The organism is Paenibacillus silvae (assembly GCF_014639235.1).
Classification (GTDB): domain Bacteria; phylum Bacillota; class Bacilli; order Paenibacillales; family Paenibacillaceae; genus Paenibacillus; species Paenibacillus silvae.
In genome coordinates, this window is record NZ_BMFU01000007.1 from 15,736 (window position 1) to 28,686 (window position 12,951).

At 35.6% G+C, this 12,951-nt stretch carries 11 protein-coding genes; all 11 read right to left on the reverse strand.

Going from position 1 to position 12,951, the window contains the following annotated elements; genetic code table 11:
• Positions 1 to 26: 26 nt before the first annotated feature.
• Positions 27 to 572, reverse strand: a complete 546-nt coding sequence (rfbC, locus tag IEW26_RS20835) for a dTDP-4-dehydrorhamnose 3,5-epimerase (RefSeq protein WP_188593880.1) — start codon at positions 570 to 572, stop codon at positions 27 to 29.
• 18 nt (positions 573 to 590) lie between these two features.
• Complete coding sequence (locus tag IEW26_RS20840) at positions 591 to 1,334, reverse strand: sugar phosphate nucleotidyltransferase (protein WP_188593734.1); 744 nt, start codon at positions 1,332 to 1,334, stop codon at positions 591 to 593.
• Between the two features lie 17 nt (positions 1,335 to 1,351).
• Positions 1,352 to 1,756: a GtrA family protein gene (locus tag IEW26_RS20845; protein WP_229729962.1), complete on the reverse strand. Its 405-nt coding sequence runs from the start codon at positions 1,754 to 1,756 to the stop codon at positions 1,352 to 1,354.
• Complete coding sequence (locus IEW26_RS20850; protein ID WP_188593735.1) at positions 1,707 to 2,642, reverse strand: glycosyltransferase family 2 protein; 936 nt, start codon at positions 2,640 to 2,642, stop codon at positions 1,707 to 1,709. The genes IEW26_RS20845 and IEW26_RS20850 overlap by 50 nt, the downstream gene beginning before the upstream one ends.
• On the reverse strand, positions 2,623 to 3,666 hold the full coding sequence (locus tag IEW26_RS20855) for a DegT/DnrJ/EryC1/StrS family aminotransferase (protein ID WP_308423548.1): 1,044 nt from the start codon (positions 3,664 to 3,666) through the stop codon (positions 2,623 to 2,625). The genes IEW26_RS20850 and IEW26_RS20855 overlap by 20 nt, the downstream gene beginning before the upstream one ends.
• A gap of 79 nt (positions 3,667 to 3,745) precedes the next feature.
• Complete coding sequence (locus IEW26_RS20860) at positions 3,746 to 4,300, reverse strand: acyltransferase (protein WP_188593736.1); 555 nt, start codon at positions 4,298 to 4,300, stop codon at positions 3,746 to 3,748.
• Positions 4,297 to 4,710 (reverse strand): sugar 3,4-ketoisomerase, encoded by a 414-nt coding sequence (locus tag IEW26_RS20865; RefSeq protein WP_188593737.1) that lies wholly within the window; start codon positions 4,708 to 4,710, stop codon positions 4,297 to 4,299. The genes IEW26_RS20860 and IEW26_RS20865 overlap by 4 nt, the downstream gene beginning before the upstream one ends.
• A 27-nt stretch (positions 4,711 to 4,737) precedes the next feature.
• On the reverse strand, positions 4,738 to 6,576 hold the full coding sequence (locus IEW26_RS20870) for a hypothetical protein (protein WP_188593738.1): 1,839 nt from the start codon (positions 6,574 to 6,576) through the stop codon (positions 4,738 to 4,740).
• Between the two features lie 23 nt (positions 6,577 to 6,599).
• The gene (locus IEW26_RS20875) at positions 6,600 to 8,231 is read right to left on the reverse strand and encodes an acyltransferase family protein (protein ID WP_188593739.1); all 1,632 of its coding nucleotides are present in this window, start codon (positions 8,229 to 8,231) and stop codon (positions 6,600 to 6,602) included.
• 28 nt (positions 8,232 to 8,259) lie between these two features.
• On the reverse strand, positions 8,260 to 9,612 hold the full coding sequence (locus tag IEW26_RS20880; RefSeq protein ID WP_188593740.1) for a mannose-1-phosphate guanylyltransferase/mannose-6-phosphate isomerase: 1,353 nt from the start codon (positions 9,610 to 9,612) through the stop codon (positions 8,260 to 8,262).
• Positions 9,613 to 9,623: 11 nt separating this feature from the next.
• Complete coding sequence (locus tag IEW26_RS20885) at positions 9,624 to 12,938, reverse strand: glycosyltransferase (protein ID WP_188593741.1); 3,315 nt, start codon at positions 12,936 to 12,938, stop codon at positions 9,624 to 9,626.
• Positions 12,939 to 12,951: the final 13 nt, after the last annotated feature.

Here is a 12,951-nt window from a genome sequence, read left to right on the forward strand (position 1 = left end):
GGTTGAAACCTCCTGTTCCTTTGCTATCAAAAATTCATTTCTGCATCCTTAAACAGTGGGTGCTTTGTGTCTTTCTCTGATAATATGGGGTTAGATGTAGGCCAATCTATTCCAAGTGATGGATCATCCCATAATATTCCACGATCATGCTCTGGAGAATAGTATTCGTCCACTTTATACAACACTTGGGTATTGGGTACCAACGTACAGAAACCATGAGCAAACCCTTTAGGCACTAGTAACTGTCTATAATTATACTCACTTAGGATAAATGCCTCCCATTGACCGTACGTCGGAGATTCTTTACGTATATCCAAAATAACATCGTAGATCGCTCCAGCGATAACACGAATTAATTTGGTTTGAGCTCTGGGATTGAGTTGATAATGCAAGCCTCGTAGTACACCCGATTGTGCAGAAAGAGACTGATTGTCTTGAATGAATTGATAATTTAATCCCTTGTTTAACATGATTTGTTCATTGAAACTTTCCATAAAGAAACCACGATTATCCCCATGAACAATGGGTTCAAGCAATACTGCGCCATTCAGCCTGGAGGAAGTCACTTTCATCATTGAACTCCCCTTATATTATATTTTTAGTTTTCCAAACTCTTCTCCAAAATGAATTTCTTGCGAAAGCTCATTAGCTCTAGCAAGAGAGGCATGTGTACCTGCATCAGTCCACCAACCTTGCAAAATGTCAAAGCTTAGTTCTCCTTTTTGAATATATGCATTGTTTACATCCGTTATTTCAAGCTCACCACGTCCAGAGGGTTTCAACGTCTTAATGATATCAAAGACTGTGCTATCAAACATGTATATTCCAGTCACTGCATAATTGCTCTTAGGCATTTGCGGTTTTTCTTCAATAGATACTATACGTTCGCCTTCAATTTCAGGAACACCGAAACGTTGCGGATCTGAAACCTCCTGAATTAAAATCTTTGCTCCAGTTCCCTGAGCTCTAAAGTTATCCACGTAAGTACTAATATCATCCGAAAATACATTATCCCCTAATATGACAATCATTTGGTCATTCCCTACAAAATGTTTTGCAAGATCTAGAGCCTGAGCAATACCTCCAGCCTCGTCTTGAACTTTATAAGTAAAAGTAACTCCCATATCCTTCCCACTACCAAGAAGATTGACGACATCTCCCATATGTTCTTTACCTGTCACAATAAGAATATCCTCAATACATGCCAGTTTTAGCTTGTGCACCGAATGAAATATCATAGGATATTTCCCAACAGGAAGAAGATGTTTATTGGTGACTTTGGTCAAGGGAAAAAGGCGTGAACCCGTACCCCCGGCAAGAATTATACCTTTCATGAAAATATCGCCTCCATTTATTTGCTTTTTATAATCATTTTTGATAAGAGAAAAGTGATTGGAACAGTAACTACCATAGCAACCAAAGGCACAATCTGAGCAAGCATTTGAGCAAACTCTACTAGAATATACATCATTAGCATATTGACTAAATACTGTACTATATAAACTAGTGGGAATTTAAGGAATTTCCGAAATGATATTTTCTCTTTAAAAACAAATACAGAATTTAAATAATAAGACAGAAAAATTCCTGCGACATAAGATATGGAGTAAGAAATAGAGTAATTATAGAAATGTAGCAATAATAAATACATCAGATAAGTAGCCAGGGTATTTATTCCGCCACTAATTAGAAACTTTAAAAACTCCTTATTCAAATGTTTGGTCAATAACATAGGAAGGCCGTTCCCTACTTTCATCTAATATCCTCCAAAGATATTCTCCAATTGTCCCCAACATCACCATGATAACTCCCAACAAAAATGTTATAAGAGCTACAATCGTTGTCCATCCCTTTAACTCAATAATTCCGAATACCGTACTGAATACAACAAAAAGTCCATACAGTATGCTGAACAGTGCTGTGAAGAATCCAATGAAAGACATAATTCGGATTGGAGCATAAGAAAAACTGACAAACGAGTCAATGAATAGTTTGATTTTTTTTGCTAGTGTCCATCTTGACTCGCCTAGCTTACGCTCTTGTCTGACATAAGGAATTTGAACTTGATCATGTCCAAGCCAGAAGATCAAACTCATTATATTCGTGTTCTTTTCCTGGATTCGAAGCACTTCCTGAACAACCTGCCTATCAATTAGTAAAAAATCGAATCCACCTTTAGGATATCCCTTTAATGCCATTTTCTCTAACAAGTAATAATATGTATTAGAGAATAGCTTCTGAGAAAAAGATTCTTCACGATCCGATCTGGTTCCAAGTACAACCTTTTTGTCGATCTTCCAGTGGTCCAGCATCTCTCTAAACATTTCAGGTGGGTCCTGTAAGTCAGCGGCTATAATTCCAACACAATCTCCGGTTGCATATGCTAATCCAGCTTGAATTGCAGCCATCGAGCCGAAGTTCCGGCTAAGCTTGACAACCTTAATACGTTGATCTTGACTCCTTGCCTCAAGAAGCAACTCCAAAGATTTATCTTTGGAACCATCATCAACAAATACAAACTCTAGATCACACTCTGGCAAAAGATTTTGTAGTTTTTGCAACCGTGGCACGGTGTGTGGAATGTTCAACTCATTGTAATAAATGGGCACCACTATTGAGAATTTAATTCGTTCTGTACTCATTTATAACCTCCACAACTCTCAAAACCTCTCCCATTTCCATAACCGGACTTATAGGTAGACTTACTACTTCAGCATGAATTTGCTCAGAAATAGGAAATGCAAGATCACTCCACTCTCTGTAAGCTTCTTGCTTATGAGGTGGGATCGGATAATGAATCATTGTCTGCACACCGTTCTTATTCATGTACTCCATGAAGTGATTTCGTTTCTGCACTCTAATGACAAACAAATGCCATACATGAGATTTTGAAGTATGTTGTACAATAGGTAAAATCACTTCTGAATTTAATATATGGTCAGAGTAATACGAAGCTATTTCTCTTCTTTTTTCATTGTCCTGATCAAGCCACTTTAATTTTTCACTTAATATTGGTGCCTGAAGTTCGTCTAGTCTGCTATTGTATCCCTTGTATATATTCTCATATTTCTTATGTGAGCCATAATTACGGAGGGCCATTAATCGGTTATACAGTTCTTCATCATTTGTTGTGATCGCCCCACCGTCTCCTAAAGCGCCTAAATTTTTACCTGGATAAAAACTGAATGCAGCTGCATCTCCCAAATTCCCAACTCGTTTATCTCCATATAAAGCACCGTGAGATTGAGCACAATCTTCTATAACTTTCAGATTATATCGATTAGCTATTTCGAGAATTGGATTCATATCACAGGCTTGTCCATATAAATGAACGACTAATATCGCTTTCGTATTTGGAGTGATATGTGCTTCTATTTTGGCAGGATCCAGATTAAATGTTTGTAAATCCGGTTCTACCAAAACAGGGACAGCACCATTAGCAGAAATTGATAAAATCGAAGCAATATAAGTATTAGATGGAACGATTACTTCATCACCAGGTCCAATATCATAACCATGAATAATAAGTTCAAGCGCATCCAGTCCATTAGCCACGCCTACACAATATTCTGTTCCACAATATTCCGCAAAATCATCTTCAAAAGCTTTCACACTACTACCCAAAATGTACCAGCCTGAATGAAGTACTTTATGTACTCCGTCCATAAGAGCCTTCTCATGCCGTAAGTTTATTTTCTTGAGGTCCAAAAAAGGAATCACTATAGTCACCTATTTCCATGAAGTATTAAATCTCAACAATCAGACTTCGATCAATACGATATTTTTTATGACATTCCGGGCATTCCAACAATTGATTTAATTTCTCTCCACAATTACAGATATAACTCTTAAACACTGCTGGATTCCCATACCATAGCGTATTGTTAGGGATATCTTTAGTAACAACAGAACCAGCACCAACCATAGCATATTTGCCAATTGTATTCCCAGCAATTATAGTTGAATTTGCGCCTATAGATGCCCATTCTTCAAGAATGGTTTTAAGAAATTCAGTCGAGTACTGTTTAGATCGGGGTCTAAGATCATTAGTAAAAGTAACATTAGGTCCTATAAAAACATTGTCTTCAATTCTAATCCCGTCCCAAATGTACACTCCAGACTTCACAGTAACGTTATTACCAATAACGACATCATTCTCAATAAATGTATGGTCGTTAATATTACAGTTTGAGCCTATTTTTGCGTTTGGTAACACATGGGCAAACGCCCATACCCTAGTGTCGTCTCCAATATCGGTAGTCTCTACAATCGCTTGGGGATGCACAAAATGACTACTCATCCGCCGTATACCTCCCTAAATTGATTATAGTCGCGAATGTAATCTTCAGGGTCATATAAATGTGAAGCAAGAACCAAAAGTACACAATCAGCAGAAAAATCATACATCTCATGCCAATCATTTGGCTCAAGAATTAAAAGCTTGGTAGGTGAATCTAATAGAATATCAGTTTTGCGTTCAATATTATCCAAAAAAACTGTACACTTTCCGGACACACAAACTAATGCTTGTCTAGTTTTATGATGAGCATGGAATCCTCTTCTAACTCCTTCCGCTGTGCCATAGATATAAAAAATCCTTTTTGTCTCAAACGGTACATTGATATTGCTCTCTATTACCGCTAACATTCCTCTCTCGTCACCTAATTCCTGAATATCAATTAATCTGCTGTTTAAAACAGGATTACTCATACTTTCCCTCCAAAATTAAAATCTAAATTAGTACACAACCACAATAGAATCCAAATCAATTGAACCATCGTTGCTTTCCACGTTCGACCACTTGAGATCATTCAATATTTGAAACATGTTATATGTCACATGTAATCTAACATTTTCATTTTGCGTCTTAATAGTATCAGTTCCCATCAATGTAACTGAACTGTCCAAAGCAGATTTATCCTTTTTCATATTAGCAATTAATAAATATTCATCATATTTCGAAAAGTTAAATATATTAACATTATTTGTTAATAAAGTATTATTTTTAGAGTCTATTTCTGTTATTTTACTAAAAATCATATATTGATTAGGTTCTTTAGCAGACTGCTTATATTTCAAGTAATAAACCTGTTCAAGATCAATTTCAGGACTTAGTTCTTTAACTACTGTTATTTTCTTATTAAGTTTGTACGTAAAATAATCTGTCCAATAGGAGTCGTGTATTCCAACTGAACCAATATAATCCCAAAGGGTTGGTGCGTATAAAACAGAATTCTCTGGAATATTTTTTAGAAATTCTGTGTTTATTAATTCATCTACAGCATTCCACTTATAGGTAGACATCGTCTGATATTTAGAAATGTATTTATTAGTGATATCTGTCGAGACACTGAAGAATACAATCAGCATGCAAAAGAAAATGTGTATTATTCTCTTTGACCACTTTGAAGTAGCCCATTTTTGTACAAATACCATAACTGCAACAATCGAAAGCATAAGGGCAAAATAAGAGAAGTAGGATGCTGGCATCCCCAACTGTCCATTCACAACAACAGCTTCTTGATATAAGGGAGTTACAGCCAGCAGTAGATTAGGTATAAAGAAGTAACACAAACTCACCAAAACAATAATAATACTCTTCCTTAAACTAATGCTAATATTATTATTTTTTATCACATATAGGTAAAGACTCACTGCTATGATCGCCTTTACAATCCATTGCGCCTCAATTATATTCATAACATATTTAAAACTACCTATTGGATAGACAGTGTCATTGTAAATCGCAAGCAGATATTGGTACTTATGTTCAAATAAGTAGTATGATGGAATTGAAGAGATGCTGAACTGCCAGAGTACACGTATAATATTCATTATGTTAATATCATTATCCAATTGCGCGCCCTGATAATACCCCCCATTAATCATTCTAAACAAGAGATAAAAAATCAAATAAACCAAAACCAAGAGCCCAATTGGAACAAGTTTTTTAATTACTATTTTCTTATTTTGTGTAAATATAAGAGTTAATAATACAAAAACTGGAGAATATAATACAAACAATTCATATGAAAATAATACAACTGCATAACTTACCATAGTAAAAATCAAATGTTTTTTTGAACTGGTTTCTAACCATTTCATAAATAACAAAAATGAAAGTAAAAGAAAAGCAAATGGAAATGTAAAAAAGCCGGGAAAACTGGTTATGGGATTGTGCTCCCAACTGTTTTGTAAAGATACAATCATAAACATAAATGCTATATACGCAAATATATTATTCTTAAATAACTTAGCCACGAAAATCGACATCAATGAAATATTCAAAAGCAGTGATGAAAGTGTTATTATTTTGAAATATATAAAGTTATCAAACATAAAAGGGATGTAGTAGAAGAAACTCGCCAAAAAGTTTGTTCTGCCCTGGAATTTCCACGCTTCATAAAAATTCCGCATGTAAGTCAAGAAATCCTCATTATATGCATTCAAAGCATTTTTCAAGTCATCATTAATAATTAAACCAATTTTTAATAAGGGATAAAACGCTAGAATAACAAGCAACAATAAGTATAGCCATTCTTGTCGTCTAAAGTTGCCTTTCTCATTCAAATTCAATTCTAATGCTCCTCCTTGAAGAACTAATATTTCACTTCTATTTTACTAATCAATGCACTCATTTCACGCTTATCCTCGCTGGTTGAATCAGGAGAATGAACGTCATTAAACTCGATTTGTATTGTAGAACTCGCTTTCCCATTTTCAACTGGTATATCCAGAAAAAAACCTTCACCAGTCTTAAGTGGAGTCGTATATATCTCCTCATCATTCAAGTATACCTTTATAGAATTTATTTCAGTAAAGGTGTCTGGAACAAATCCATTAATCAACAACCGACCTTTGATTGGTAAGTCAAGGACAATACCTGCCTTCTTGGCAACCCAACGATACTTCTCACTATTATTCTGAGGAAGCCAGTCACCTTTAAGAATGTTCTGATTCTTTGTATATGGAAACTCAATAGTTTTAGGCTGTAATTGATACGTAAGAAATATCACAGTAGCAACTATGAAATAAACGCCAAACTTAATCCAATTCATACGGAAGAGATAACCGCATACTTTAGTTATCCAACCGTTCCAATTGTCATTCAAACGAGAGATAAACAATATTTGACTTTTCCCAAGAAGACTTCGCTTTTTCAAACGTAAAGCCTTTTTTTCTATTACATACCATGAAGCAATCGCTAATAAATATGTCATTGGAAGCGAAATCAAAAAATTCAACCAAATGTTAGTTTTCCCACCATATAAATATGTTACCACTTGTTGAATAGGAAAAGCATACAAATATAAACCGTATGAAAAATCCCCATACTGAGTTAAAACAGTCGCTTTAGATTTAGGCAAATAAGCGAGATAAAGAATCAAATATGTTCCTGCAATGACAAAAACGGGCTTAAACCCTCCATTGAAAAGGGACACCGCTATTAAAGAAAGACTGACCATCGCCAACTCTTTCCTAATTACTATAACATCCTTGAATAAGTACACCACGCTACCAGCCATGAAATAAACAGACAATTCAACCAAAGTCTTGATCTCTAACCCGAACAAATGTCCACTGTTAACTAATTGCGTATCACCAAATGTATAAAAATAATACAAGATTAAAGAAATTAAAAGTACCACATATCTATGTCTTAGAAGCCCGAAAAAACCAATAAGGCCAACAAGGAGATAACACAGGAATTCAAATGGTATCGTCCACAAAGAACCATTAACTGTCCCTTTATAAGCATTGGTTTCAAATACCCCTGGTAAATTCCATTGCATAGGGAATAAGAACACTGCTTTGAGATATTCTCTGATTCCTTCGCTAGTTAAGTAGTCTGCTAATGAAAGTGATGTAACAATAGGTCCCATGATAAATGTAGAAAATAGTATTACTCCTATTAGTCCTGGGAAAATTCTTAGTATCCTAGATTTAAGAAAAACAATTAAATTATTGGAATGTATATAACTCTGAGTAATCAACAATCCACTTATAACAAAAAATGTAAATACAGCCAAATTACCGAAGTTGACTTTCCCGTTGGATAAGTTACTTAAGGGCTCTTCCACCCCACTACCCGACAATGGATAGGCATGAGAAAATATAACAAATACTGCTGCAACCAGTCTAATGAGATCAAAATAATTCTCTCTCCCCATTAATAGTTCACTTAGGCCACGTATTTCTTTTTGTTGTTTATTACCAATCACTTTACTCATTCTGCACTCCTCATTGCTGATATAGGCATCATCTTCTCACAACATCATCTTCACCTACATACTCGCCAACTTGAACTTCAATCAAATGTAAATCGATCTTCCCCGGATTTTCAACGGTATGCTCGTCACCCATCTGAATGAAAGAGGATTCATTCCTTCTAAGCAAAGATTGTTCCCCATTTACTGTAATTAACGCTGTACCGCTGACCACGATCCAGTGCTCATTACGATGAAAATGTTTTTGCATGCTGAGCCTTTCTCCTGGCTTTACCACGACTTTTTTTATCTTGTAATTTGATGAAACATCCAGCTCCGTATGATTTCCCCAAGGCCTATAGGCAGTAACATGATTATCGCAAAGATTAGATTTTCTTAACTTTAATTCATTCACAACTTCTTTTACTTTTTGAGAAGAGCCTTGTCTGGATATCATCAATGCATCTGGCGTATCTACAATAATCAAATCTTCTACATCAATAGTCGCAATAAGCCTGTCATTCGATATAACAAGATTTCTAGAAGAGTTGACTTGAATATAATGATCACTCAAGGAATTACCTGCTTCATCTTGAAGCAATTGTTCATATAGAGCCTCAAAACTGCCTAGATCAGACCATCCAATGTCAGAAGAAACGACTTTTACATTTGAGCTGTGCTCCATTACCGCATAATCAACGCTATTGGATGGTATAGACTCCATTTTTTCTTTAGGTATACGTATTGTGTCATAATGTGTATTTGCATCATTAAAAGCTAAACGTGATTTTTGGAAAATTTCCTCATCAGAGAGCCGTAACTCTTTAAGAAACACACCTGCTTTAAACAAAAACATACCACTATTCCAATAATAGTTTCCTGATCGTAGATATCTTTCAGCAGTTAAATGATCCGGTTTTTCTTTGAAAGAAACTACATCCTGTCCATCTGCTTCTATGTAACCATAACCAGTCTCCGGGTAATTCGGATTTATTCCAAATGTCACCATATGCCCCTTAAGAGCCAGATTTTTGGCAGTTTCAAGACAGCGATTGTAAGCTTCTTGATTTTGAACAACATGATCAGATGGAGTAACAAGCACTAAATCGTCTTCACCTGCAGCAAAACAAGCCAGAGCGATAGCCGGCGCAGTATTCCGGCCGACCGGCTCCAATATAAATTTATCTGCTTTCATCTCAAGCTCATTAAGATGATCCAAAGCCAGAAAATACTGTTCTTCATTAGATACAATATATGTTTGATCACACAGGGAATTGTTTCTCTCCACAGTCATTTGGAATAAAGAGCGGTCTCCCATCATTTTATTAAATTGTTTAGGATACAGCGTCCGAGACAGTGGCCACAACCGGGTGCCATTCCCTCCGCATAACACAACATTAATCATATCGGTATCTCCTAGTCTTCAAAATCGAGAGTTAGAATATTACTAGCCGCTTCTCTCGTAAAATATTTTTCTACATACTGGACTGATTCTCTGGAACAAGCATTCCACATCATTTCGTCTTGATACAGTTGAATAATAGAATCAGCAAATTGTTGAGCATCATTGGCGATCATCATCACTTTCTCAGACTCTTCTAGTCCTTCTGAACCGATTGAAGTTGTAACAACGGGAACTTGATAATACATCGCTTCCACTACTTTTCCTTTGACACCGGCTCCATAACGTAAAGGAACAACTACAAGTCTGGACTGATTATAATATCTTTCAAGTTCTTCATCGGATACAAACCCCGTAATGATTACATCCTCATTAGATCTTGCTTTCAAATCCTCTGGAGGATTGGATCCCACAATATAAAGTTTTATGCTTGGAATACTCTGTTTGATGCTAGCGAAGATTTCATCTAGAAACCAGATAACCCCATCATAATTAGGTGTATGATTAAAGCCACCAACAAACAATAAATCTTTTCTATAATCAAACCCATTAAGCTTGTCAGTGGGATGATATGAACTTTCATATGGGAATAACGGTATGTTTCTCACCGGTTTATCAGGAAATTCATTTTGTAGTAATTCTTGTTCATAAGAACCTACAACGTGAATAACATCAGCATTATCAAAGAGTGAAAACTCTGTTTTTCTCCATTCTTCAGAAGCCTTCAAAAGACTCGTATTTCCCGTTAGTTCATAATTTCTCATCTCTCTAAGATAATGGAGATCATGACCGAAATAGATAATTTTCGCAGAAGTACTTCTACGGAAGATTTCCATGTATTTTATAGAGATGTGCGGGCGATTGAGATAAACATAATCAATATAGGCGCCATTATCTTTTATCCATTTGTCAATATTTTTTGAATAATAGTCTCCATATAGAACTTCAATTCCCATTGATTGTAAATTGGAGGTGTAGGGTTCATGTCTGAAGAAATTATCACCAATGAAGATCACATGAAAGCCCATCGATACAAATAACTTCAAGTAATAATATGTCGCTCTTCCTCCCGCATCTTTATCGTAATGCGGTACATAATGATCTACAACAACAATTGTTTTTTTATCTTTACTTCGATCCCTAGCCCAAAAGATATGTTCCGCATTGGAGAAATGTTCTTGCTTAAGTACTGACTCCCATTTTCGTAAAAACTTTTCTTTGTTTGTGACTTGATAACTTTTAATTCCACTATTTGTGTCCGTTCCATGCGATATTCCTTCGAAATGAATAATAATAGACTTAGGTTGAAAAACAACTTTGTAACCCAAATCTCGAATTGAAAATGCTAAATCTGTATCCTCAAAATAAGCAGGCACATAACGCTCATCAAACCCACCAAGTTTTTTCCATAATTCATGTTTAACTAAAATTGCCGCTCCAGAAATATAGTCAACAGATTTCACATAGTTGTACTCCGGTTTGTGCGGGTCGTCTAATCTTCCATAATTCCATCCACTCGCATCATTCCAAATAATCCCACCAGCCTCTTGCTGCCTGCCGTCAGGATATACTAACTTAGATCCTGCCATACCAATTTGTGAATCTGAATCCATTAAATCGACCAGAGAGCTTAGCCAGCTAGGTTGTACTTTTGTGTCATTATTGAGGAAAAATAAATATTCTCCTCTGGCAGATGCAGCAGCATGATTACAGTTAAGTAGAAAACCTCGATTTATGCCATCTCTTACTACTTTAACATTGGAAACAAAATCATTTATGTTTTTTGTCTCATCACTCGACATATCGTCTGCTATGATAATTTCATAAGACACATCTGGAGTGTTTTCAAGAATGGAGGCCAAACAAAGATACGTATACTTCCATTGATTGTACACGGGGATGATAATTGAAACTTTTGGATTTCTTGCAATCGGAAAGTTCAAATGAACATACTCAGTAATATCAGGCTCTGACGCCTTAAGAGACGGAAGCACTTCTTCTTCATGTTTATTGATGTAACTGTCAATTCTTCCGTTGAGTCGACCTGTGCCTTCAGATTTCAGGTAATATTTTAGTTTTCGAAAATTACCCCGATTCAAAGCAGATAACATTAATTGAGGTTTCTTTATAGTCATTTTGGCAAGCTTCAACAACATACGCCGCTTACTATTCATAGGAACTAAACTATCTCTCAAACGATAATAACGATTTAAAACATTCCAACCGCTTGATTTATAAATATTTTGGAGTACCCGCTCTTCTTGAAGTAATTTTTCAATATGCCCTTTTTGGTTCTCAATTTGTACTAATTGCTCATTCAGCTGCTGTAATAAATCTGCTCTTCCTTTTTCTGAAACTTGAAGTTTTTCCTCCGATTTCTGTAGAGCGTCGCAAAGCTCTTTCAATTTCTTCTCATTATTTTTATTTTCTTTCTCGTAGTACTTCAATGCGCTAGTTAAATCTTTTGTCGCATTCTTCATTTCTACAGTTTTGCTACGAATAGATTCAAGTTCAGTATATTTTTCTCTCAAAAATTCAATTTCCTTATTTTGAATCTCAATATGATTATTCCGTTCTGCTACTTCCTTTTGTAGAGTGTTAATACGTTCCACTAAATTTCCATATTGTCTCGATTGAACACTAACATAATTTATAGGCTTAGCTTTTTGAGAATCATTAGAGCAAAACGCAATCATATACTTTTCGTAGTACTCCTCATTTCCCTTTTGCTCTTGTACAACAAACTTAGCCTCTGCTGAGGTCGAAGGATTATCAATTATAGATACCACTTCAAACCTCTGAGAGACTATATTCACAGTGAGGAAATGGTTCTTAAGAAGTTCATTAAATTCCTCTTTATATAATTCTTTCACATGAAATTCGTTACTGTACCCTCTTTGATCAGAGTAATATTTTTTGTTTGGAGTAGAAATAATGAAAGTTCCATCTTCCTTCAACAGCCTTCGGACCTCTTTTAAAAAAGATAACTGAGTTTGTTCATCTACGTGTTCTAACGTTTCAAATGATACAATGATATCAAAAGACTGATCAGGAAAAGGCATATGATCTATGCTAGCAATAAAATATTCAAGATTATTCTTAACATATTTTTTCTTAGCATGATTGATAGTCTCCAAATCGATGTCTACACCAATGACCTTAGATGCCGAATTAGATAGCAGAAAAGAACCATACCCTTCGCCACATGCAGCATCCAAAACTGATTTATTTTTGACTAATTGATCGAGCATTCTGTACCTTTGTGTATGTTCAATCTCTAATTCTTCATCTGATTTATCAGGTATAAAGCGCTCCCCCGTAAATTCCAAATGTATCCTCCCC